Below are 23008 nucleotides of genomic sequence, written 5' to 3'. Positions count from 1 at the left end.
TTAAATCGCAATCGGGTCCACATCCACCGCCCAGCGGATCAGGCTTTTGAAATCGCTGTGCTGGCGGGTTTCAAACAGCACCGGCTGCCACGCGGCCAGGAAGCGCTGCAGGGCTGCGCGTGACGGGCTTTCCACCAGCATTTGTGCGCGCTCGATGTTGGCCACGCGCTGGATCGTCATCGGTACGGCCGGGTAGGCCGCCACCTGGTCGTGGCCGGTGACCTGCTGCGCTTTTGCCGATGCGGCGGCGGCGTTGAGGAAGCCCTGCGCCACCTCCTGCGCGCGGGCCTCGGCGCGCACCAGCGCTGAAAAGCCGAAGGGCGCCATGCCGGCGGCTTCCCGCTCGGCCAGCTGCCGGGCGGCAAAGGCCGGGTAGTCGTGCTTTTTCAGCGCTTCGAACAGCGGATGGTCCGGGTGGAAAGTCTGCACCCACATCTCGCTGGCCTCGCTGTGCCGGGCATCGCGGCCGGCCCGGCCGCCGGCCTGCATCAACAGGCTGAACAGGCGTTCGGGCGCACGGAAGTCGCTGGAGAACAGCGCGCCGTCGGGGTTGATGGCCGCCACCAGCGTGATGTGCCGGAAGTCATGGCCCTTGGCAATCATTTGCGTGCCGACCAGGACATCGACCTCGCGGGCATGGACGCTGGCCAGTTGCGATTCGAGGGCGCCCTTGAGCCGCGTGCTGTCGGCATCGATGCGGGCAATCCTGACCGGCCCCGGCACTCCGCCGTCATCGGGCCGCTGCACATGGGCCAGCAGCTCGGCGAGGTGCTCTTCCAGCCGTTCGGTGCCGCGCCCCACGGGCGCGATGTCGATGTTGCCGCAGTCCGGGCAGGCTCGCGGCACCCGCTCCGTGAAACCGCAGTGGTGGCAGCGCAGGGTGCGGTCTATCTTGTGAAACACCCGGTAGGCACTGCAGTGCGGGCATTCGCTTTTCCAGCCGCAATCGTGGCAGGCCAGTACCGGCGCATAGCCGCGCCGGTTCAGGAAAATCAGCGATTGCTCGCCGCGCGCCACCCGCTGGGCAATCGCTTCAACCAGGGGCGGGGCAATGATGCAGTGTTTGGGCTGGTGGTTCATGTCCACCCGGCGCACTAACGGTAGGCCCCCACGCTCGCTCGCTGCGCGTAGCTCGCTGCCCCCCGGGGGGGCTAATTTTCCTAGGGGCGGCCCGTCGGAAAATTGCAGCGCTTCCATGCCTATCGATGATGGAACACCAATGCGTTCGGTCATGGTCAGGCGCTGGTAGCGGCCGGTCAGGGTGGCCTGCCAGCTTTCCAGCGAGGGCGTGGCCGAACCCAGCAGCACGCGGCAGGGGCCGTGCGCATGTCTGGCTTCGGCGGTTTCGAGCTTGGCGCGGTAAACCGCCAGGTCGCGTGCCGAGTAGCGCGCACCTTCCTGCTGCTTGTAGCTCGGGTCATGCTCTTCATCGACGACCAGCAGGCGCAAGTTGGGCAGAGAGGCCAGCACCGCCATGCGGGTGCCCAGCACCAGCCGGGCCTGCCCTGTGTGGGCCGCCAGCCAGCCTTTGAGTCGCTGGGCCGGCGTGAGCCCGCTGTGCATGGGCACGACCCGCTCCTTGCCCAGGTGGGCAAAGCGCGCCTCAAACCGGGCCTGCAACTGCGGCGTGAGGTTGATTTCGGGCACCATGACCAGCACCTGGGCGTCCGGGTCCTGCTCCAGCACGCGGGCCGCCGCCCGCAGGTAGACTTCGGTTTTGCCGCTGCCGGTGGCGCCAAACAGCAGGGCCGGCCGGGCATCAGCATCGCCATCAAATTCGGCCAGTGCTTTCGTCTGTTGTGGGGTGAGTGCTATTAAATCAGCAGTGCCCGGGGCGCAACTGGTGTCCAGCACGGGGCGCTTGAGCCGGCGCGCCAGCTGCACGGCGCTGAGTTCGCGCAGTTGCGGCGGCAGGGCGGCCAACGCCACTTCGCCCAGCGAGCGCTGGTAGTAGCCAGCCGTGAATGCGACCAGTTTTCGCCAGGTCGTGGCCAGGGGGGCCAGCCCATCGAGGGCGCCGGCAATGGAACGGATCTGCTTTTCCGGCAGGCCACCGCTGTCCGGCAGCAGGTTCCACACCACGCCCAGCACTTCCCGCTTGCCCAGGGGAACACGCACCAGCGCGCCCGGGAACAGTGGGAACTCACTTCGATAAGTCAGCGGTCCGGCGACAGCACTGTGGGCCGGCGTGGCCACGACCACCTCGATCCAGTAAGTCATGCGGGACAACCAGATGCGAGGATGTCTTCAAAAGCACTTCCAGTTAACGCGCTAAGTGCTTGATTTACCACTGCTTTCCAGATTTCCAGATTTTCTGTGGATAACTTTGTTGATAGTTTCTTCCCGAGCGGCGCGAGGCCTTGTAAATCAAGGCTTTTCTTAAAATGCCCGGAAAAAAAGCAATTTGAAATTTCTATACAAATCAACAACTTAGCTGCGCTATGGGTTTGATAGCGGGGTGGGGGCGGGGGTGCGTATGTTGCGGCGCAGCAGCACGGATTTTGTGCATAAGTCCGAGCGCGAGGCGCTGATTTTGTGCTAGTCATGGGTGAAATGACGGCTCAATCAGGTGTTTCCTGGCCTCGGCAGACGGCATCAAGTCCGGACGGCGCGCATGCTGCGAGAGTGAGTGTGCACTGCGTTGACCAGCACTTCGACGCTTTCCGGTGGCGTGTGCTGGCTGATGCCGTGGCCGAGGTTGAAAATATGGGTCGGTCCGGGCTGGCTGCTATCCAGATGGGGTCGACCAAAGCTGTCCAGCACGGCAGCCACTTCGGTTTCGATTTGGGCCGGGCTGGCAAACAGCACGTTCGGGTCCAGGTTGCCTTGCAGGGCCTTGGCATGGGGCCCGTTCTCGCCGACCCGCGCGCGGGCCTGGGCGAGGTTGACGGTCCAGTCTAGGCCCAGCACCTCGCAGTCGAGGGCCGCCATGGCTTGCAGCCACTGCCCGCCGCCTTTGGTGAAGACCAGGCGGGGAATCTTCACGCCATCGTGCTCGCGCTTGAGCTGGCCCAGCACGCGCGCGGTGTAGGCCAGGCTGAAGGTCTGGAAGGCCGCGTCGGCCAGCACGCCGCCCCAGCTGTCAAAAATCATCACGGCCTGGGCGCCGGCCTCAATCTGCGCGTTCAGGTAGGCGGCCACCGCATCGGCGTTGACGGCCAGCATTTTGTGCATCAGGTCGGGGCGCTGGTACAGCATGGTCTTGACGAGCCGGTAGTCGTCCGAGCCCGCTCCCTCGACCATGTAGCAGGCCAGCGTCCAGGGGCTGCCGGAAAACCCGATCAGCGGCACCCGGCCGTTGAGGGCCTTGCGGATCGAGGTGACGGCGTCGAACACATAGCGCAGCTTGCCCATGTCAGGCACCTCCAGCCGGGCTACCGCCGCCTCGTCGCGCACGGGGGTGGCAAAGCGCGGGCCTTCGCCGAGCGCAAATGACAGGCCCAGCCCCATGGCATCGGGCACGGTCAGGATGTCGGAAAACAGGATGGCGGCGTCCAGCGGGTAACGCTCCAGCGGCTGCAGCGTGACCTCGGTGGCGTAATCGGTGTTGGTGGCCAGCCCCATGAAACTGCCGGCACGGGCGCGAGTGGCGCGGTATTCGGGCAAATAGCGGCCGGCCTGGCGCATCAGCCAGACGGGCGTGTAGTCGGTGGCCTGGCGCAGGCAGGCACGCAGAAAGGTGTCGTTTTGAAGTGGTGCAAACATGAGCAGATTGTCTCAGGTGTCGGCAGGGGCGGTGCGGCAGGCAGCATGGGGGGCAGGCGTCGTCTATCCAGCGCCGCGATTCAGCTTTACCATGGTGCCGTGAGCTTTCGTATGACTTTTCGTCTGACTCGAAGAAGGACTTCGCCATGCGCATGAACGACCAGGAGTACTTTCGCAGCTGCATTGCCAAGGAGCGGCACCTCGCGCAGTTGCTGGGCCACCAGCACATCGAGGAGTGCTATGAAAGCGCGGGCACGCTCTGGGACAACGCCCAGGCCTTGCCGCAGTGGACGCGCGACTGGGGCGCCTGCGGGTCGCTGATGACCCGCTTCGGCATCACGGTGGTGTATGGCAAGGAGTCGGGGCAGCCGGAGACCAGCTTTGCCACCATGGGCTCCACCGTGGTTCACTTTGCCGACCACCCCAATCGGGACCGGGCGGTGATGTTCGGCATCGTCAGGGAGGTGGTCTTTTTGCTGGAGCACGGCAAGGCTGCCAAAGCCGCTCCAGAAACAAGCTCTGGACTCTCTTGACTCTCTTGACTTTTCACGCCTGGCCTCTTTCTCTTTCAGAGGTCGCGTGAACGGGCGGGGGCTCGCCCGCCGGTTCAGCCGCCAGGCGCCGGGTTTTTCATGAATGCTTCCAGTGCCTCGATCGGCAGCGGCTTGCAGAACAGGTAGCCTTGGTAGCTCTCGCAGCCCTGGCGGTACAGAAACTCGCGCTGCGCTTCGGTCTCGACACCCTCGGCCACGACGCCCAGCCCCAGGCTTTGCGCCAGGCCGATGATGGTGCGGGCAATCGCCGCATCGTTCGGGTCGCGCAGTATGTCGGCCACAAAGGATTTGTCGATTTTCAGCTGGTCCAGCGGCAGGCGCTTGAGGCAGGAGAGCGAGGAATACCCCATGCCGAAATCGTCGATCGACAGGGTCACCCCCATGGCCTTGAGTTTGGCCATTTTGCCGATGGTGATCTCCATGTCATCGGCCAGCAGGCTTTCGGTCAGCTCCAGCTTGAGCTTGTGCGGGCTGACTTTCGTGTCGTTCAGGGCGGCCATGACGAGGTCGACGAATTCCGGGTGGCGGAACTGCCGCACACTCACGTTGACTGAAATGCTCAGTGCCGCCGTTTCAGGTCGTTGAGCCCAGGCGCCCAGCTGGCGGCAGGCGGTTTCCAGCACCCATTGGCCCAGCGGCAGGATCAGCCCCGACTCTTCCGCTACAGGGATGAAATCTGCAGGCGGTACCATGCCGCGCACCGGGTGGTTCCAGCGCAGCAGGGCTTCCGCGCCCATCATGCGGCCATCGCGCCCGACCTGTGGCTGGTAATACAGGAGAAACTGTTTTTCGCGCAGGCCCTGGCGCAGGTCCGACTGCAGCGCTGCGCTGGCCGACACCGCCGCCTGCATCACCGGGTCAAAAAAGCAGAGGGTGTTGCGTCCGGCGGTCTTGGCCTGGTACATGGCCAGGTCCGCCTGTTTCAGCAGGTCCCCAATGCTGTCGTGGTTCTGGTTGAAGGAGGTCACGCCGATGCTGCAGGTGCTGTAGTGCTGGTAGCCTGCCAGGAGGTAGGGCTCGCTGAGCGCCGCAAGAATCTGCTCACCCACCGCGCGGGCCCTCGCGCCAGCCTCCCGGGGGTCGTGGCCGAGGTTCTCCAGCATCACCACAAACTCGTCCCCGCCCAGGCGCGCCACGGTGTCGGCGGTGCGCACGCACCCCGTCAGGCGCTCGGCCACCTGCTGCAGCAGCAGATCGCCCTTATGGTGGCCCAGGGTGTCGTTGAGGGTCTTGAAGTTGTCCATGTCGATGAACATCAGGGCCCCCTCGCGCGGCAGTTGCGGGGGGTGGGCCAATGCCTGCTGCAGGCGGTCCATGAGCAGCTGGCGGTTGGGCAGCTGGGTCAGCGGATCGTAGAAGGCCAGGTGCATGATTTCGCTCTCGGCCACCTTGCGCCGCGTGATGTCCCGTCCCACGGCCACCCAGTGGGTGAAAAAGACGCCTGCATCATCGGCCACCGGCACGATGTCGACTTCCATCCAGAAGTGCTTGCCGTCCTTGCGGTACGTGATGAGCTCGGCCTGCACGGGCTCTCCGCGCAGGAAAGCCTTGTTGATGCGGTCCAGCTCGCTGCGCTGCGTCAACGGTCCGCACAGCAGCCGGGGTGATTGGTCCAGCGCCTCGTTGCGGCCATAGCCGGTGTGCCGTTCGAAGGCATTGTTGGCGAAGATGATGCGCAGGCCGGGTTTGCCGGTGTGCACGGCCTCGGTGATGAGCACGATGTCGTTCAGGTGCGAGATGCTGGTTTCCAGCAGCATGAGCTGCTCGCGGGCCTTGCGCCGTTCGCTGACATCCCGAAAGTAGATCGCCACGCCGTCCGGATACGGGTAGGCGCGGACTTCAAACCACCTGTCCATCGGCGCAAAGTGGGCCTCAAGCTCCGCCTGCTGGTTGCCCGCGACCGCGGCCCCTATCTGTTCCCCGAAGGCGGTATTGATGATGCCGGGAAATTCCTTCCAGATGCTTTTCCCGAGCAACTCCGTACCGGGCCTGCCCAGCAGCCGTTCGCCTTCGCGGCTGAGGTAGGTAAATCGCCATTCGGGATCGAGCGTGTAAAAGCCTTCCGAGATGTTTTCCAGCGTGATGCTCAGCCGCGTTGCCAGCCGGTGTGCGTCTTCCTGGGTCTGCCGCATGGTCGTACCGAGGTGCTGGCGCTGGGCATCCAGCGCGTGCCGCTGCTGGCGCAACTCCAGTTGCCCCGCGAGCAGCCTGGCCAGCGTTTGCAGGCCTTCTTCCTGCTCGCGGCTCAGGCTTCGGGGCAGTGTGTCCATCACCGCCAGCAGGCCCAGCAGCGCACCGTCTTCCCCGACCATCTGGAAACCGCGGTAAAAGCGGATGCCCGGCGCGTAGGGGGCTGGCAGCGTCGGGGCGCACAGCGGTGTGTCCAGCGTGGCGGCACAAAGCGTCACCAGCCCCTCGCGCGCTGGCGCCGCAAAGCCGGTGCCGGCACTGAAAACCGCCTGGCCATCTTCCAGCACCACCACCATGGCAATGGATACGCCGCACGACCGGGCGGCCAGCCGGGTGAGCCGGTCGGTTTCCCGAAGGAATGGATGCGAGGGAGGGACTGAAGCCTCATGGTGCAGCGAGGCGGCTGGCCGCTGGGCGGCTGAATCAATAACGGAAAGTGAAACAGACACGGACAAACCCTGTTTTTTGGCACAAGCCGGAATCGTGGCGTATTGCGCCGCTTTTTTTGGGCCAGATTTGCAAGCGTTCACGGCAAAGCGTTGCAAAACGTTCTGTTTTTTACCGGACGGCGACCTTGTCCTACAGTGCAGTTCGCATTTGCCTCATCAAACGCCTGTCTGCCACCCGCGATGCTGAATGTACATACAGGGGGTAAATGGCTGATGACGACCGAGGAACTCGACCAACTGGGGCGTTGCCCCGACATGACTGCACTGCGGTCCGCCCTGGGTGAGCTGTGCGCCAGATTCGGTTCAGTCAGCCAGCTCAACATCCTGCCGGCCACGCAGGCAGGCAAGCAGCAGGCCTTGTGCTTTGTGCGAATGTCATCACCCGAAGAGGAGCTCCGCCTGATGAGCGGGCTGGGTATTGGCCGCTTCGGCGGAGAACTCGTGGTCGTGGTCGATTTGCAGGCGCCCGAGACGCCACAGATGACTCTGGATCTTTTCACCCAGACGGCATAGGTGGCTGGACGAGCCGCGAGGCTAAGGGCTCGTTCGGGAATAACTTGCACATTTTGCTCGCCAGCTTCAGGCGCGCTGCGTTGTTGCGACTCGCTTGTGTGGCCTGGCCACACGGCGCTCACCGCGCCTAGCAGCGCATCCCGAATCCGACGGTCAAATGCACAACCTATTCCCGAACGAGCCCTAAGGCGCCTTAGCCGCGTCGGCTTGCGGATGCTTCAGCAGCAGGCGGTCCAGCGCGTTCAGCACGTCAAATGATTCGGAAAAGTCGGCAAACAGCGCCGCGTTGTCCGGCGCGGCCGCCTGGCCGCGCCAGTCGGCGCGAAACTGATCAAAAATCTCGCCGAATGTTCTCTGGCCGTCAATCAGGCGAAGGATTTGCGGCCCATATCGGCCGGGGTTGACCATCACCGACACGCCGGAGTGCTGGTGCCGGAGCAGGAAGGGCTGGCCGCGGTTGCTGCTGAAGACCTGTGCCGCGATGTCGCCGGTCAGCGGCTCATGGAAGAAAAAAGGCACGTATTCGGCATTGCCGTAAGGCGCGGTACAGCCGGCATCGCGCGTGACGTACAGCGAATGGGTGATGAGGTTGCCTATCATCAGCTCGGCCATCTCATACTGCCGTCGGCGCGGCATCTTGCGCAGTTCGCCGGCCATGGCCGGTGGCTGGCTGCCCAGCACCATGTGCGGCAGGTAGGGCGAACGGCCGCGCTGCACGTCGGTAAATTCGAGGTGCAGGCCGTGCCCTCCCGTGCCTGCGGCGTCGTGCCCCAGCCAGTCAAACAGTTCGCCCACCGAGTACGAGCGGTCCTGCGAATGCAGCAGCAGGTCGTAGATGCCGGCGTCCCCGGCCTTGTGGTCGTGGTGCAGGTCTTCGCTGCGCTTGAACCAGTTGCTGGGCGGCAGGCTGGCCAGCAGGTCGCGGGTATTGGCAATCTTGCGCTGGTCGTCAGCCTGCGTGCCGTTGACGAGCCGCATCAGGGCCTGCATCTGGTAGACCCCGGTGCGCCCCGCCGTGGCGTACACCATCAGGCCGATGGCCCCCTCGGGTTTGAGCACCGCGCGCAGGGCCCGGAAGCCCAGGTCGGGGTCGGCCAGGTGGTGCAGCACGCCGCTGCAGTTGATGTAGTCGAAGGGCGCCAGGCCCAGATGGGGCAGGTTGAGCAGCGAGTCGTGCACCCAGGTGATGTTGCTCAGGCCGCGAATGCGCGCCCTTTCCTTTGCCAGCGCGATGCTGGCCTCGCTCATGTCCAGGTGCACGATCTGTGCGTCGGTGGCGCGCAGCTGCTCGGCCAGGAAGATCGTGGCGTCCCCGGTGCCGCCACCCGCCACCAGGGCCCTGAAACCGTTGCGAAACGACTGCTTTCCGGCAAAGCAGTAGTGATTGATCATCGGCAGGTCTTCCAGCCAGGTCAGCACCAGCCGCTGGCGGTCGTCCTCCGGATTGCACGGCGGGTAGGGCAGGGCTTCGTACTGGCTTCTGACCTGCGGCAGGTAGTTGTCGGGCATGGCATTTTCCGGAAAAAGGAATGGCGAACAGAGGTATTGTCTCCGGCCGAAGAGCCATGACGCCAGCGCAGCCGCCCAGACCAAGTGACGGCGTGGAACCGGCTATGCCGGGCCACAGCAGTCGCCCCCTGCAAGGGGGGATCCGGCTACACAAAGTGAGCCGAGAAGGGGGTGAACCTATTTGACCGGCGCCAAAGCATTCCGGCCCAAGCAAGTGGCAGCGCGGAACCGGCTCCGCCGGGCCGCAGCTGTCGCCCCCTGCAAGGGGGGATCCGGCTACACAAAGTGAGCCGAGACGGGGGTGAGCTTATCTAACCGGCAAAAACTGCAGAAAGGTGCCACCCAGCAGGTTCTGTACATAGGTGATCACGGCGCGGCGGTATTTCTCGGTCAGCACGGCCGCCAGCAGGTCCAGCCGGCCGATCACCTTGCCGAACTCGCGCTCGAAACTCAGGTTGCGCTCGCGCTCGGAGATCTCGTCGGCCAGCAGCAGCGGCTGTCCTGCGCTGTTGCGCCGGCTGGAGAGCAGCCACACCGCGATCTCGATGTTGCGGGCCGCGTTGTAGATGTATTGGGGGTCCAGCGCATCGGTCAGGTAGAAACTGGTTTTGCCGCCATGGGCGGTGACCAGCATGTCGGCACTGGCGTAAATGAAAGCCGCCACGCGGTCGCCCTTGAAGTCGCCCGCCAGGGCCAGCGACAGGGCGGCGATGTCGCGCTTGCCCTGCAGTTCGGGCCAGGCGCTGCGCGCCTCGATGGCGCTGCGCAGCCGGGCCAGCGCCGCCTCGCGGCTGGCCAGGCCGGTTTTTCGCCATTCGGCCGGGTTGCGCCGGTAGAGCTTGTCGCCCAGGCGCAGCAGGCTGTCCAGGTTGTCGCGCATGCCCAGCGTGGCCATGCGGTTGACGTCGGATTGCGCCAGTTCCGATGAGGTCATGGCGGCCGATTGCGCCTCGCCGCGCGATGTGGGTGCGGTGGAGGCGCAGCCCGCCAGCAGCAGGGCCAGCAGGCCGGACAGCAGGAGCGAAGGCGGCACAGGGGGGCGCAAGGTGGGCATGCGGCATTCTCGGAGACAAGCTGCAATGCCGCAAGCACCAAACGTGGCTTGCTATGGATTAAATAGCTGGCTGCGCCTGTTCAGGTTGAAGAAGGGACGGGTGGTGGCGATCAGCCCCGCTGGCACAGCGTGGCAACAGCGGATGCTGCGAGAAGCCGGAAGCCGGAAGCCGGAAGCTGTGACGGCCGCAGCGTGCCCGGCCTGTCAGCCTGTCAGCCTGTTGGTCTATATCAGACCGCGCGACGGCAGCACCGTGTGGTCGACCTTGATGCACTGGTCCTGCACGACCAGCAGCCCGGCCGCCTGCGCCTTGGCGGCCGCCGCCTGGTTCTCGATGCCTAACTGCATCCACACGGCTTTGGCGCCTATTGCAATGGCTTCATCGACGATGGGCGGGATGTCTTCGCTGTTGCGAAAGCAGTTCACGAGATCAATCTTTTCATGCTTGGCGGCTTCGGTCAGCGAGGGATAGGACTTCTCGCCGAGAGCCTCGGTGGCGTTGGGGTTGACCGGGATGATGCGGTAGCCCTGCGCCTGCATATAGCGCGACACACCAAAGCTGGTGCGATGCGGCTTGGGCGACAGGCCAACCACCGCAATGGTCTGGGTGTTTTTGAGAATGTGCGGAATACGTTCCGCGTGGGAAACCTGGGTCATGGCAAATACCTCACGGGCTGTGAGGGGTCACTATACTAGCTAACTTACCATTTTCTGACGGCCTTATCCGCGGCGTTACCACTTCGTACAAAGGTCACAGCTTGGCCAGTTCGGTCCGCAGGTCATCGACCGACAGCACTTCCGACAGGATGACCGGCGCGTGGCCTGGTTTGTAGATGGCATACACCGGTACGCCGCTGCGGCCCAGCTGGGTCAGCGCCGCCGTCACCGCCGGGTCGCGGCGTGTCCAGTCGGCGCGCAGCAGCGCGACGTTTTTCGCATCGATGTCAGCCAGCACGGCGGTGTTGGCCAGCGTCGTTTTCTTGTTGTACTGGCAGGTGACGCACCATGCGGCGGTGAAATCCACCAGCACGCTCTGGCCCTGGGCCGTCAGCTGGTCGACGCGGCCCGGCTCCCAGGCCTGCCATCTTCCGGAGGTGGCCAGCGCGGGCCCCGCGGACGCCTGCAAAGGCTTGGTGATGGTTTGGCCAACAGTCAGCACCCCAATTGCGGCAAGCGCTATTGAAAAAGTCGCAAATACGGCCCGGGCCCGACCCTTCAGGGTCAGCGACCAGAGCACCAGCGCCATCAGCACCAGCAGGGCGAGCAGCGCGCCCGCGCCGTCGATGCCGCTTTGCTGGCCCAGCACCCAGACCAGCCAGGCCACGGTGGCAAACATCGGAAAGGCCATCAGCTGGCGGAAGGTCACCATCCAGTGGCCGGGACGCGGCAACACGCGGGCCACGGCCGGCACCGCACTGGCGGCCAGGTAGGGCAAGGCCATGCCCAGGCCGATCATGCCAAACATGGCCAGCGCCTGCAGCGCCGGCAAGCCCACCGCATACCCCAGCGAGGCGCCCATGAAAGGCGCGGTACAGGGGGAGGCAATCGCGCTGGCCAGCACGCCCGACAGGAAAGCGTTGATGGTCGGGCGCGTGGACTGCAGGCTGGTGATCCGTTCGGGCAGGAAGTGGCCAAACTCGAAGAGGCCCGCCAGGTTCAGGCCCAGCAGCGTGAACAGGGCCGCCAGCGCGGCCACCACCGCCGGGTTTTGCAGCTGAAAGCCCCAGCCCAGTTGCTCGCCCGCGGCGCGCAGGCCCAGCAGCAGGGCGCCCAGCGCCAAAAACGACAGCACCACGCCGGCGGTGTAGGCCAGGCCAGTGCTCAGGCGCGTGCCCGGGTCCTTCACATGCACAAAGCTCACCACCTTGATGGCCAGCACCGGAAACACGCAGGGCATCAGGTTCAGGATCATCCCTCCCACCAGCGCGCCGAACAACGCGGCCAGCAGGCTCAGGGGCGGCCCGCTGCTTTGCACTGGCGCGGCACCGGCCGAGGCATTGGCCTTCAGGGCCGCTTCCAGCGCGGGCGGCACCACGGCGGCAGCGGCCACGGCCGGCCAGGTCCCCTTGACGGGGGCTTCGATGCGATAAGCGCTCTGGTTGAAAGCAACCACCAGCGGCATTTGCGCGGGGCTGGCGGTACGCTGGCCGGACAGCGGCACTTGCGCCGTCCACACCGCGCCCTGCCAGGCTTGCTGCCACGGCGCCGCCGGCTCAATCACGCTGCCGGTTTCGGGGAAAAATTCCAGGGTTTTGCCCTGCAGGCCAGCCGGCAGCCCGCTCAGGGCGACCTTAATGGCCTTGCCGCTGACTTCGACCTGGCTGCCGCCCGCCGGCAAGGCGGTGGGCGTGGCGGCAAAAGCGGCCTGAAAGGCCTGGCCGCTCAGCGCCGTGGAGCTTTTGACCGGCAGGCTCAGCGTGAACTCGCCTTCCTGCGGGATGCACTCCTTGCGGCACACCAGCCAGGTGGCATGGAGCTTGACGTTGAGCTGCGCAGCGTTGAATGTGGGCGCCACCGTCAGCGGCACGGGCAGCAGCACGGTGTTTTCATAGCCGTAGTTGGCCAAGGTGCCCACCGGTATTTTTTTCGGTGTGGGCCAGGCGATCTCGCCTGCTGTGATGCCGGCCGGCAGCTGCCAGGTCAGCTGGGTTGGCAGGCCGGAATCGCCGGAATTTTTCCAGTAGGTGTGCCATTCGGGCTGGTGCGTCAGCTGCAGGCCCAGCCAGACCGGCTTGCCTGCCTCCACGCCCTCGGGCGCCCAGGCCAGCAGTTCGGCGCGCACCTGCTCGGTGGTTACCAGTGCGCCCGCCTCATTGCGGCTACCCTGGTTCAGGATGTTTGTCTGGAAATTCTGGGCCTGAGACGGCGTGCTTATTGCGCCAACAGCTATCAAAACAGAAGCAAAAAACGCGGCAAACGGAGAGCACTTGAAATTCATGGTGGATGTGTGAGCAAAGGACGGCGGCATTAGTTCCGGGGTGTTCCTGGCCTTTCTTGAGGGCCTGTTTGTCAAAACGGGTCGCCCCGCAATCGAAGGAGGGCCCAATCAGGGCAAACTCAGGGATGGCGCGGCATGACCTGCCTGTTGGTCCGTCCCCGGAGGGGTTTATTACAGCCATTTTGGGTGCAACTCCGATAATAGGCCCATGCCCCGCATCGTTATTGCCACCCTGAACGCCAAATACATCCATGCCTCGCTGGGCCTGCGCTACCTGTTGGCCAATATGGATGCGCAGGGCGGGGCGGGGCTGCGGGCGCAGGCGCAGCTGCGGGAGTTCGTCATCCAGCAGCGGCCCATGCAGATTGTCGAGGAACTGCTGGCGCTCAAGCCCGAGGTGATAGGCCTTGGCATTTATATCTGGAACGTGGTCGAAACCACCCAGGTGGTGCGCCTGTTGAAAACCCTGAGGCCGGACATCAAGCTGGTGCTGGGCGGGCCCGAGGTCAGCTACGAAACGGGCGAACAGGAGATTTGCCGCCTGGCCGACCATGTGATCACCGGCTGGGGCGACGTGAGCTTTCCCAAGCTGTGCCGCGCCCTGTTGGACGGCCCGAAGCCACTGATGAAGGTGATTGCCGGCGAGCAGCCCGCCCTCGCGGAACTGGCCTTGCCCTACGGTGAGTACACCGCCGAAGACCTGGCCAAGCGCCTGTTGTATGTGGAGGCCTCGCGCGGTTGCCCCTTCAAGTGCGAGTTCTGCCTGAGCTCGCTCGACAAGACCGCCTGGGCCTTTGACCTGGACCTGTTCATGGCCGAGATGGAGGCGCTCTACCGGCGCGGCGCGCGCAACTTCAAGTTTGTCGACCGCACCTTCAACCTGAAGGTGGAGCACTCGGTGCGCATCCTGCAGTTTTTCCTGGACCGCATGAAGGATGCGGACGGCCGGATTCAGGCCGCGCCCGATCTGTTCGTGCATTTTGAGGTGGTGCCCGACAGCCTGCCCGACCGGCTGAAAGCCCTGATCGTGCAGTTCCCCGCCGGTTCGCTGCAGTTTGAGGTCGGCATCCAGAGCTTTAACCCCGACGTGCAGCAGCGCATTTCACGCAAGCAGGACAACGTCAAAACCGCCGACAACCTGCGCTGGCTGGTGGGGCAAAGCCAGGCGCATGTGCATGCCGACCTGATTTTTGGCCTGCCCGGTGAAACGCTGGAAAGCTTTGCCCAGGGGTTTGACCGCCTGTATGAGTTGGCCCCCCACGAAATCCAGTTTGGCATTTTGAAGCGTCTGCGCGGCACGCCCATTACCCGGCACACGGCCGACTTTGCCATGGCCTACGACCCGCAGACGCCCTACACGATTCTGCAGAATTCGACGATTGACTTCGCCACCATGCAGCGCATCAACCGCTTTGCACGCTACTGGGAGATGGTGGCCAACTCGGGTCGGTTTGCGCTGGGGCTCAAACTGCTGCTGGAGCCCGGTTCGGCGTTCAACCACTTTTTGACTTTCGGTGACTGGCTCTGGAAAACCACCGGCAAGACGCACGAATTTGCGCTGGAGAAGCTGGTGGATCTGCTGTTTGAGCACCTCACCCTGACCCGCGGATTGGCGGCAGGTGAAGTGCGCGCCGCGTTGATGGCCGATTACCGGGCCAGTGGGGCGCGGGGGCGGCCCCAATGCCTGGCTGAACTGCTGAGTGCCGAGCGGTTTGCCTTGCCGGCGGTTTCCGGAAAGCTCAGGGCTGAGCGGCAAAGCCGGCATGTCAGTCAGCAGGCGCATCGTGAGGAGATTCAGAAGGCTGCGGCGGCGGCTTGATGTTCTTTGGGCCTGTGTCTGGCCGAATATGGTGGTCATTTGCTATTGAATTGATAGCCTGTTGGCTTTTCTGAGGGCGGCTGGCCGGGGGTAGCCCGGCGGCTACTCACTTTCTTTTGCATTCGCCAAAAGAAAGTAAGCAAAAGTTCACGCAGTGGGGATTCGCTCACTTCGCAAAGCGAAGTTACGCGAATACCAAAAGGCGACCCTGCTGTCTGCGTCCCTCCGCTGCGCTACGGGTAGCCTGTGGTGCTCGGGCCAGGCGGGGTCTCGCTCGAACTCGCTGCGCTCAGACAATCGCGATCCCTGATCCGCCTGGCCCTGCGCTCCTCGGCGCAGCCAGAAGGGAGTTTGAGAGGAACAGCCCGAATACCGAAGTCCGAAAACCACCAGGACACGCCGTGGCGTGTCCTGGTTTGTCTTGGTTTTCTTTGTCTTCCGGTCTTCGGTTCCCGCTCCCGCTTGCCCCGTCCTGGCTGGGCCGAGCAGCACAGATGGAGGCGGGATCAGGGCCGCAGTTGTCTGAGCCGCAGGCGAGTTCTGCGGACCCCCGCCGGAGTCGAGCAGCGCAGGTTGCCCGAAGCGCAGCGTAGGGACCCAGACTGCGGGTCGCCTTCTCTTTGCTTACTTTCTCTTGGCGACGCAAGAGAAAGTGAGTCGCCCGCCGGGGCGAGACCCGGCTTGGTCGTGAAAGCCCACAGCGATAACCTCATAAGCAACCCCCACCAACGCAACCCCACCAACAGAACCCCCAGAACAGGCCCCTGCAGCATCAAATCCCGGATAGCTCAAAATACCCCCATGAGCTCTCCACCCAAACCCACTGTCTCGACCCGCTTCTGGTCCGACCTCAAAAGCCCCGACTTTGCGCGGCTGGACAAAACCCGTTGCATCGCGGTGCTGCCGGTCGCGGCGATTGAGCAGCACGGTCCGCACCTGCCGCTCAATGTGGATGCCACGCTGGTGGAGGGCGTGATTGCTGCCGCGCTGCCGCAGTTGCCTGCGGACCTGCCGGTGCTGTTTTTGCCGACGCAGTCGGTCGGCTTCAGCCCCGAGCACACGCGCTTTGCCGGCACGCTCACCTTGAAAGCCGAAACCATCATCCAGCTCTGGACCGCGATCGCCGAGTCCGTGGCGGCGACAGGCGTTCAAAAACTCGTGCTGCTCAATTCACACGGTGGTCAGGTGGGGCTGCTGGATGTGGTGGCGCGTGACCTGCGGGCACGCCTTGGCATGCTGGTGTACAGCGTGAACTGGTTCAGCCTGCCGCTGGTTGATGAGCAGGGTGCTTCGGTATCGGACCTGTTCAGCGCGCAGGAGCATCGCTTCGGCATTCATGCCGGCGAGATGGAAACGTCGATGATGCTGGCCCTCAAACCCGAACAGGTGGACATGGCGAAGGCGCAGGACTTTCATTCCACCTCGCAGGACCGGGCCGAAAAATTCAGCATCCTGGGCGATGGCCGCAGTGCCAAGCTGGCCTGGCAAATGCAGGACTACAACCCGCAAGGGGCCGTCGGCAATGCCGCCGCCGCTACCGCCGACAAGGGCCGAGCGTTGCTGGGCGCAGCGGGCCGCAGCCTGGCGCAACTGCTGGAGGAGATCGGCCAGCTGCCGGCCGATACCTTGAGCAGCAAGACCGCGTTCTGACGCCCGCCTCGAACCGGGGCGGGCTTGTCCGCCTCTGCGTTCCTTATACATTCCTGATGGGCCCGGTGTTACGCTGATCGCATGATGAATGCTCCAACAGTCCAGGACGGCGATGTTGCATCGGCCCGGGGCTGGGTCACGGTTGCGTTGCTGCTGGTGGCGGCCACGCTTGTCAGCATGTTGCTCGACCAGCATGTGGCGCTCATGAGCCAAGCCATGATTTATGTGCTGGCCGTCGTCATCGCCTCGTACAGGCTGCGCAGGATCGAATCGGTGGTTTGCGCGGTCGGTGCTGTGACCACCTTGAACTTCTTTTTTGTGCCCCCGCGCTGGACCCTGGTTGTCGAGAATCGCGAGCTCTTCATCGGGCTGGCGACCATGCTGGTGCTTGCGCTGGTCATCAGCCATCTGGCGACGCGTCTTCGGCGCGAGTCGGAGACGGCCCGCCTGAGTGAACGGCGAGCGCGCCAGTTGCAGGGCTTGTCCACCGACCTGGCCAGCGCGGCATCGCCGGCGGAGGTCCTGTCGCTGGGGCAGCGGGCGCTGGACACGGCCTTTGCCGGGCCGTGCACCCTGGTGCTGGCCAATGACCGGCACGAGCTACCCGACGCGGCGGCGGAGCCGGCCGTGCTGGATGGCCTGCGCTGCTGCATGAACGAGGCGGCCGTGCTCGGGCCGGGGACGGGACGCTGGCCGGGGCTCAATGCCTGGTACCTCCCGCTGGGTGACAAGGCGCGCACGGTTGTCGGCGCGGCCTGCGTCCGTCCCGCGCTGTCGGGCGACACGGACGGCCGGGAGCACGCGCAGGCGCTGTGTGCCCTGCTGGCGCAGTCACTGTGGCGGCTGCGCCTCAGCGCGTCGGTCGCCGAGGCGCAGGGCGAGATGCAACGCCACCAGTTGCAAAGCACCTTTCTCGCCGCGGTGTCGCACGACCTGCGCACGCCGCTGGCCGCGATCATGGGCGCGGCATCGTCCCTGCAAACCCAGCGCGACCGGCTGCCGTTGCCGGATCAGGACCGGCTGCTCGACAGCATTGTCAACGAGGCGTCTTACCTGAGCGAGGTGACGGAGAACACCCTGCAATTCGTGCGGCTGTCCAGCTCGGAGCAGGCGCTTCGCCGCGACTGGGAGTCCATCGAGGAGATTGTCGGCGCCGTGCTGGCGCGCGTGCGCCAGCGTGACCCGCAGCGCCGCATCAAGTCCAGGGTGGCGAGTGGCTTGCCGCTGATCAGGGCGGACCCGGTGCTGCTCGCCCAGATGCTGGGCAACCTGCTCGACAATGCGCTGAAATACAGCGATGGCACCGTCGACCTGACAGTGGGTGTGACAGGCGTGGTCGCAGCGGTGGGGACGGCGGGGGTGAGTGCCGACAACCTGGAACTGGAGATCGCGGTGAAAGACCGCGGACCCGGTGTTCCCGAGGCAGACCAGGAGGCGATTTTTGAGCCCTATGCGCGCGGTGAGCAGTCCGGCCACCGGGGTGCCGGGCTGGGTCTGGCGGTGTGCCGCGCCATTGCCGCGGCCCATGGCGGGCGGCTCGCGCTCAGGCGCCGCAGTGGGGGTGGCAGCTGCTTCACTGTCAGCCTGCCGATCGAGGCCCAGCCCATAGGGAAGGACCTGCCATGACCCTGCGGGTGCTGGTCGTGGAAGACGACCGGGAAATACGGGCGTTGATGCAGTCATCCCTCGCCGTGGAGGGGTTTGACGTCCGGACCGCGGCCTCGCTGAGCGAGGCTGGCGCGCTGTTGCGCCACGACCCGCCCGATGTCATCGTTCTCGATTTGGGGCTGCCCGACGGGGATGGCGTGCAACTGGTGCGCGAGGTGCGCCGGCAGCAGTCGGTGCCCATCATCGTGGTGTCGGCCCGCCATCAGGAGGCGCAGAAAATCGCGCTGCTCGATGCGGGGGCGGATGACTACCTGACCAAGCCCTTCAGCGTGGGCGAGCTGCTGGCACGCATCCGGGTTGCCCTGCGGCATCGCGGCACGGCGCTGGCCGCGGCCGTGACGGTGCATGAGCTGGACGATTTGCGCATTGACCTGGCGGCGCATGTGGTGCTGCGCGCCGGTGAAACCCTGCATCTCACGCCTACCGAATTCAAGCTGCTGGCGCGCCTGGTGCGAAGCGCCGGCCGGGTGGTGACGCACCGGCAGCTGCTGGTCGACGTGTGGGGTCCTGAATTCACCGAGCACACGCACTACCTGCGGCTCTACATGGCCCAACTGCGCGCAAAAATCGAGCAGGATCCGGCCGAGCCGCGGCATCTGCTGACCGAGACGGGGGTCGGTTACCGGCTGGCGGACGCCTGAGGGGGGCGCCGGCCCGGCGCCATCCTTATGCGTTCCTGATGCGGGTGCGGCGACAGTGCAGCCCTGTTCTTCATCGATCGCTTTCAATGAATCAAATTTCGCAGAGGCAAGGGGTGGCCGCGCTCACCCTGGGTGCCATTGGTGTGGTGTACGGCGACATCGGCACCAGCCCGCTGTACACCATGAAGGAAATCTTCAGCCCGGCCACCGGTATTCCCCTGGACGCCACCCACCTGATCGGCGCTGTGTCCGTGATATTTTGGGGCCTGATGATGATCGTCACGCTGAAGTATGTGGTGCTGATCCTGCGTGCCAGCAACCGAGGCGAAGGCGGCATCATGGCATTGACGGCCCTGGCGGCCCATGCCGCCGGCAAGACGCCAGGGCGTCGTACCGCACTGCTGCTGACCGGTGTGCTCGGCGCGGCCCTGTTTTACGGTGACAGCGTGATCACCCCTGCCATTTCGGTGCTGAGCGCGGTCGAGGGGCTGGAGGTGGTGGCGCCGGGGCTCAAGCCGTATGTGCTCCCCGTTTCCCTGGCGGTGCTGGTGGGGCTGTTCATGGTGCAGCGCCACGGTACCGGCGTGGTGGGAAAGCTGTTCGGCCCGGTGATCGTGCTCTGGTTTGCCGTGCTGGCGTTCACGGGGGTCGTGCAGATCCTGCAACAGCCGGCCATCCTGGCGGCGCTCAATCCCTTGCGTGCCGTGGCGTTTCTGCACGCGCAGGGATGGCACCTGTTTGTCGCCGTCGGCGCCATCGTTCTGGCTTTCACGGGCGTCGAGGCGCTGTATGCCGACATGGGGCACTTTGGCAAACGGCCCATCCAGCTGGCGTGGATGGGCCTGGTACTGCCCGCCCTGGCGCTCAACTACATGGGCCAGGGGGCGCTGCTGATGCGCGACCCTTCCGCGCTGGAGAACCCGTTCTACCGCCTGTTCCCGCAGGCCTGGCTGATCCCGGCCGTGATACTGGCGACCTGTGCCACGGTGATTGCTTCGCAAGCGGTCATTTCCGGCGCCTATTCCATGACCAAGCAGGCCGTACAACTCGGCCTGCTGCCGCGCATGCAGGTGCAGTACACCTCGGCCAGGGAAGCCGGCCAGATCTACATGCCAGAGGTGAACTGGATCTTGCTGGCGGCCGTGTTGCTGGCGGTGGTGGGCTTTGGCAGTTCGTCTGCGCTGGCGGCGGCCTACGGCATCGCGGTGACCATGACGATGCTGATCACGACGGTGCTGACCTTTTTCGTGGTCCGCCACGGCTGGGGCTACCCGCTGCCTGTTGCGCTGGCCGCCACCGGGGTTTTCCTGGCGCTGGATACGGTGCTGGTCATCGCCTGCTCGCTCAAGTTCTGGCAGGGCGGCTGGTTCCCGCTCGTGCTGGGTGTGGTGCTGTTTATCCTGATGGCGACCTGGAAGCGCGGACGTGAGCTGTTGATCGAGAACATCCGCAACAACGACCCGGAGTTGCTTCCTTTCATCTCCAGCCTGGCGAAAGACAGCATGCATCGAACCCCGCGAACGGCGGTATATGCCGTCGCCAACCCTGATACCGTGCCGCAGGCGTTGCTGCACAACCTCAAGCACAACCAGGTGATACACGAGCGCAACCTGATTCTCACCGTGGTGTTCCATGAAGTGCCCTGGATTCCCTTCGAGGAGCGCGTGCAGGTCACGCCGCTGGTTCCCGGTTTCTGGAAAGTCCAGGTGAATTACGGGTTCAAGAACACGCCCGACGTTCCGCAGGCCCTGGAACTCTGCCGCGACCAGGGGCTGGCCCTCAATCTGTTTGAAACGTCGTACTTCCTGAGCCGCGAAACCATCGTGCCGACCAAAGGGGCCGGCATGACCCATTGGCGCGAAGCCCTGTTTGCCGCGATGTCGCGCAACGCGGGCAGCGTGGTGGGTTTTCTGCGCCTGCCCAATAACAGCGTGATTGAACTGGGGACGCGGGTGCAGATTTAGGAACGGCTATCGACCGCAGGCCTGCACCGCACCAGCGGCTTTCCCTCGGGGGAAATAGTCTAATGCTTGAGGCTCAGCCTTGCCCCATCAAACCGCCGGCATCCAGCACCTCTTGCGTCACCGCGGCTACCAGGAAGTCCAGAAACACCCGGACCCGCGCCGGCAGCCTGCCACCTTTGCCCAAGAACACGGCATGAATTGGTTCGCGCTCGCCGGGGTTCAAGTGTTCGGCCACAGGCACCAGCCGGCCGGCCTTGATATCGGCCTGAATGTGAAACACCGACATGCGGGCCAGCCCGGCCCCGGCCAGTGCCAGATGCCGTAGCGCCTCGCCGTCGCTCACGCGCGCATAGCCGGCAATCGGCAGCTGCTGCAGTTGCCCGTTCACGCGCAACGGCCAGTAAGGTGCGTTGCGCTTGTAGTTGTGGCCCAGGCGCTGGTGTGCTGCCAGCTCTTGCATTGTTTGCGGTGTGCCGTGGCGCGCCAGGTAAGCCGGCGCGCCGACGATGACCTGCGCCGTGTCGCCCAGGCGCCGCGCCACCAGTTGTGAAGACGCCAGGGCGCCCCAGCGAATCGCCACATCGGCGCGCTCGTCCAGCAGGTCCACCACGCGGTCGGTCAGGCTGATGTCGAGCAAGATGTCGGGAAAACGTGCGTGAAAGGCCGGTACCAGCGGTAGCAGCAGGTGGTGGCCCGTCGGCATGCTGGCGTTCACGCTGACGCGCCCGCGCGGCGCGGCACTGGCGGCGGCACTGCGCTCGGCTTCATCCATGTCGGCCAGCACGCGTGTGCTGTGTTCGTAAAACGTCGTGCCTTCGGGCGTTATTTGCAGCTTGCGGGTCGAGCGGTTCAGCAGCCGGGTGCCCAGGCGCGCTTCCAGCCGGGTGATGAGTTTGCTGACAGCGGAAGGTGTCATGCAAAGGGTTTGCGCCGCTGCAGAAAACCCGCCGCGTTCCACCACCTGCACAAAAGCTTCCATGTCGCCGGAACGGTTGACGTCAATGCGGGGCATGGCGGAATTTTCCTCTGATATTCATGAATTCAATTCATGAGTGATATTCATCTGGTCATTCTAGTCAAGATGGTGCCGCGTCCGCACACTACAAGGCATGTCAATTTTCCCGCGTGCCGTCATGCCTGCCTCCTTGCCGATTGCCCTTCTTGCCCTGACCGCCGGTGCCTTTGGCATAGGTACCACCGAATTCGTCATCATGGGCCTGCTGATGCAGGTCTCAAGCGACCTCGGGGTGTCGATTGCCTCGGCTGGCCTGCTGATTTCGGGCTATGCGCTGGGCGTGGCCGTCGGCGCGCCGCTGCTCACCATCGCCACGCGCCGGGTGCCGCGCAAGACCGTGCTGCTGGCGCTGATGGCGATCTTCACGCTAGGTAACCTTGCCTGCGCGCTGGCGCCGAACTACGAGATGCTGATGGCTGCGCGCGTGGTTACCTCATTGGCGCACGGCACCTTTTTTGGTGTCGGTTCGGTGGTGGCCACGGGCCTGGTGCCGCCGGAGCGGCGCGCCTCGGCGATCGCGATCATGTTCACCGGCCTTACGGTTGCGACGATGCTGGGCGTGCCGGCCGGCGCCTGGTTGGGCCTGCACTTCGGTTGGCGCGCGGCGTTCTGGGCGGTGGCGCTGATCGGCGTGGTCGCGTTCGCGGCGCTCGCGGTCTTCGTGCCGCGCGGCCAGGCCGATGCGCACCCGGCACCGCTGCGCGACGAACTCGCGGTGCTGGCCCGGCCACAGGTGTGGCTCGGGCTCGCGATGACGGTGCTCGGCTTCGCCGGCCTGTTCGTGGTGTTCACCTACATCCAGCCCTTGCTCACCCAGGTCACGGGCTTGCCCGACGCGGCGGTGTCGCCGGTTTTGCTGCTCTTCGGCGCGGGTCTCGCCGTCGGGAACCTGCTGGGCGGCAAGCTGGCCGACCGGTCGCTCATGCCGGCCGTGCTGGGCACGCTGCTGGCGCTGGCCGCCGTGCTCGGCGTGATGCACCTGGTGATCCAGACGCCGGTGACGGCGGTCATCTTCGTCACCTTGCTCGGGGTTGCATCCTTTGCCACCGTCGCGCCGTTGCAACTGCGCGTGCTGGAGCAGGCCACCGGTGCAGGGCAAAACCTGGCGTCGAGCCTGAACATCGCGGCCTTCAACCTCGGCAACGCGCTCGGCGCCTGGGTTGGCGGCGTGGTGATAGCCCACGGCCCAGGCCTCGGCGCCCTGGGCTGGGTGGCGGCGCTGCTCACGCTGCTGGGCCTGGCAATCGCCCTGTGGAGCCGAGCACTCGATATGCGCGCTGCCCCGCCTGAAGGTGCCGCCGTGCGCGCCTGAGCGATCTTTTCCCTTTCCTATTCAGTT

The 23008-nt window shown here is 64.9% G+C and carries 16 protein-coding genes; 8 read left to right on the top strand and 8 right to left on the bottom strand.

What is annotated here, in order from left to right; all coding sequences use genetic code 11:
• Together priA and hemE are read right to left on the bottom strand one after the other, a co-directional pair.
• Entirely contained in the window at positions 1–2220 is a 2220-nt protein-coding gene (priA, locus tag BPRO_RS21325) for a replication restart helicase PriA (RefSeq protein WP_011485146.1), read from the bottom strand.
• Positions 2221–2595: 375 nt separating this feature from the next.
• On the bottom strand, positions 2596–3705 hold the full coding sequence (hemE, locus tag BPRO_RS21320) for a uroporphyrinogen decarboxylase (protein WP_011485145.1): 1110 nt from the start codon (positions 3703–3705) through the stop codon (positions 2596–2598).
• Positions 3706–3851: 146 nt separating this feature from the next.
• Here hemE and BPRO_RS21315 point away from each other — a divergent pair, with 146 nt between their 5' ends.
• Entirely contained in the window at positions 3852–4238 is a 387-nt protein-coding gene (locus tag BPRO_RS21315; protein ID WP_011485144.1) for a hypothetical protein, read from the top strand.
• 74 nt (positions 4239–4312) lie between these two features.
• On the opposite strand, the gene BPRO_RS21310 is transcribed toward BPRO_RS21315, so the two are convergent.
• Positions 4313–6898, bottom strand: coding sequence for a GGDEF and EAL domain-containing protein (locus tag BPRO_RS21310; protein ID WP_011485143.1), 2586 nt, complete (start codon positions 6896–6898; stop codon positions 4313–4315).
• Positions 6899–7111: 213 nt separating this feature from the next.
• Between BPRO_RS21310 and BPRO_RS21305 the strand changes: the two genes are divergently transcribed.
• Positions 7112–7411, top strand: a complete 300-nt coding sequence (locus tag BPRO_RS21305; RefSeq protein WP_011485142.1) for an RNA recognition motif domain-containing protein — start codon at positions 7112–7114, stop codon at positions 7409–7411.
• A 183-nt stretch (positions 7412–7594) separates the two neighbouring features.
• Here the strand turns inward: BPRO_RS21305 and BPRO_RS21300 are convergent, their stop codons facing one another.
• From BPRO_RS21300 to BPRO_RS21285, 4 genes are all read right to left on the bottom strand, one after another.
• Positions 7595–8920 (bottom strand): class I SAM-dependent methyltransferase, encoded by a 1326-nt coding sequence (locus BPRO_RS21300; protein ID WP_011485141.1) that lies wholly within the window; start codon positions 8918–8920, stop codon positions 7595–7597.
• Positions 8921–9227: 307 nt separating this feature from the next.
• Positions 9228–9974: a hypothetical protein gene (locus BPRO_RS21295; protein ID WP_011485140.1), complete on the bottom strand. Its 747-nt coding sequence runs from the start codon at positions 9972–9974 to the stop codon at positions 9228–9230.
• Positions 9975–10199: 225 nt separating this feature from the next.
• Entirely contained in the window at positions 10200–10631 is a 432-nt protein-coding gene (locus BPRO_RS21290) for a CoA-binding protein (RefSeq protein WP_011485139.1), read from the bottom strand.
• 94 nt (positions 10632–10725) lie between these two features.
• Positions 10726–12912 carry a protein-disulfide reductase DsbD family protein gene (locus BPRO_RS21285; protein WP_041388997.1) on the bottom strand — a complete coding sequence of 729 codons (2187 nt, stop codon included), beginning with the start codon at positions 12910–12912 and terminating at the stop codon, positions 10726–10728.
• A gap of 208 nt (positions 12913–13120) precedes the next feature.
• Here BPRO_RS21285 and BPRO_RS21280 point away from each other — a divergent pair, with 208 nt between their 5' ends.
• From BPRO_RS21280 to BPRO_RS21260, 5 genes are all read left to right on the top strand, one after another.
• Positions 13121–14731: a B12-binding domain-containing radical SAM protein gene (locus tag BPRO_RS21280; protein WP_011485137.1), complete on the top strand. Its 1611-nt coding sequence runs from the start codon at positions 13121–13123 to the stop codon at positions 14729–14731.
• Between the two features lie 801 nt (positions 14732–15532).
• Positions 15533–16381: a creatininase family protein gene (locus BPRO_RS21275; protein ID WP_011485136.1), complete on the top strand. Its 849-nt coding sequence runs from the start codon at positions 15533–15535 to the stop codon at positions 16379–16381.
• A gap of 81 nt (positions 16382–16462) precedes the next feature.
• Entirely contained in the window at positions 16463–18007 is a 1545-nt protein-coding gene (locus BPRO_RS21270; RefSeq protein ID WP_011485135.1) for an ATP-binding protein, read from the top strand.
• A complete protein-coding gene (locus BPRO_RS21265) occupies positions 18004–18690 on the top strand; it encodes a response regulator (RefSeq protein WP_011485134.1) in 687 nt (228 codons plus the stop codon). Before BPRO_RS21270 ends, BPRO_RS21265 begins: the two co-directional genes overlap by 4 nt.
• Before the next feature lie 86 nt (positions 18691–18776).
• Entirely contained in the window at positions 18777–20654 is a 1878-nt protein-coding gene (locus BPRO_RS21260) for a potassium transporter Kup (RefSeq protein WP_041388996.1), read from the top strand.
• 73 nt (positions 20655–20727) lie between these two features.
• Here the strand turns inward: BPRO_RS21260 and BPRO_RS21255 are convergent, their stop codons facing one another.
• Complete coding sequence (locus tag BPRO_RS21255) at positions 20728–21666, bottom strand: LysR substrate-binding domain-containing protein (RefSeq protein WP_011485132.1); 939 nt, start codon at positions 21664–21666, stop codon at positions 20728–20730.
• A 97-nt stretch (positions 21667–21763) separates the two neighbouring features.
• Between BPRO_RS21255 and BPRO_RS21250 the strand changes: the two genes are divergently transcribed.
• Positions 21764–22981, top strand: a complete 1218-nt coding sequence (locus BPRO_RS21250) for an MFS transporter (RefSeq protein WP_011485131.1) — start codon at positions 21764–21766, stop codon at positions 22979–22981.
• Positions 22982–23008 lie beyond the last annotated feature (27 nt).

Origin of the sequence: Polaromonas sp. JS666, assembly GCF_000013865.1 — a bacterium.
In the GTDB taxonomy this organism is placed as follows: Bacteria; Pseudomonadota; Gammaproteobacteria; order Burkholderiales; family Burkholderiaceae_C; genus Polaromonas.
This window is presented reverse-complemented; position numbering and strand designations above follow the sequence as displayed.

Bases quoted from the DNA above. Each gene is read 5' to 3' on its own strand.
- BPRO_RS21315 (WP_011485144.1), top strand. From the start codon at position 3,852: ATGCGCATGAACGACCAGGAGTACTTTCGCAGCTGCATTGCCAAGGAG.
- BPRO_RS21280 (WP_011485137.1), top strand. From the start codon at position 13,121: ATGCCCCGCATCGTTATTGCCACCCTGAACGCCAAATACATCCATGCC.
- priA (WP_011485146.1), bottom strand. From the start codon at position 2,220: ATGACTTACTGGATCGAGGTGGTCGTGGCCACGCCGGCCCACAGTGCT.
- BPRO_RS21270 (WP_011485135.1), top strand. From the start codon at position 16,463: ATGATGAATGCTCCAACAGTCCAGGACGGCGATGTTGCATCGGCCCGG.
- BPRO_RS21255 (WP_011485132.1), bottom strand. From the start codon at position 21,666: ATGCCCCGCATTGACGTCAACCGTTCCGGCGACATGGAAGCTTTTGTG.
- BPRO_RS21295 (WP_011485140.1), bottom strand. From the start codon at position 9,974: ATGCCCACCTTGCGCCCCCCTGTGCCGCCTTCGCTCCTGCTGTCCGGC.
- BPRO_RS21285 (WP_041388997.1), bottom strand. From the start codon at position 12,912: ATGAATTTCAAGTGCTCTCCGTTTGCCGCGTTTTTTGCTTCTGTTTTG.
- BPRO_RS21260 (WP_041388996.1), top strand. From the start codon at position 18,777: ATGAATCAAATTTCGCAGAGGCAAGGGGTGGCCGCGCTCACCCTGGGT.
- BPRO_RS21265 (WP_011485134.1), top strand. From the start codon at position 18,004: ATGACCCTGCGGGTGCTGGTCGTGGAAGACGACCGGGAAATACGGGCG.
- BPRO_RS21275 (WP_011485136.1), top strand. From the start codon at position 15,533: ATGAGCTCTCCACCCAAACCCACTGTCTCGACCCGCTTCTGGTCCGAC.
- BPRO_RS21250 (WP_011485131.1), top strand. From the start codon at position 21,764: ATGTCAATTTTCCCGCGTGCCGTCATGCCTGCCTCCTTGCCGATTGCC.
- BPRO_RS21300 (WP_011485141.1), bottom strand. From the start codon at position 8,920: ATGCCCGACAACTACCTGCCGCAGGTCAGAAGCCAGTACGAAGCCCTG.
- BPRO_RS21290 (WP_011485139.1), bottom strand. From the start codon at position 10,631: ATGACCCAGGTTTCCCACGCGGAACGTATTCCGCACATTCTCAAAAAC.
- BPRO_RS21305 (WP_011485142.1), top strand. From the start codon at position 7,112: ATGACGACCGAGGAACTCGACCAACTGGGGCGTTGCCCCGACATGACT.
- hemE (WP_011485145.1), bottom strand. From the start codon at position 3,705: ATGTTTGCACCACTTCAAAACGACACCTTTCTGCGTGCCTGCCTGCGC.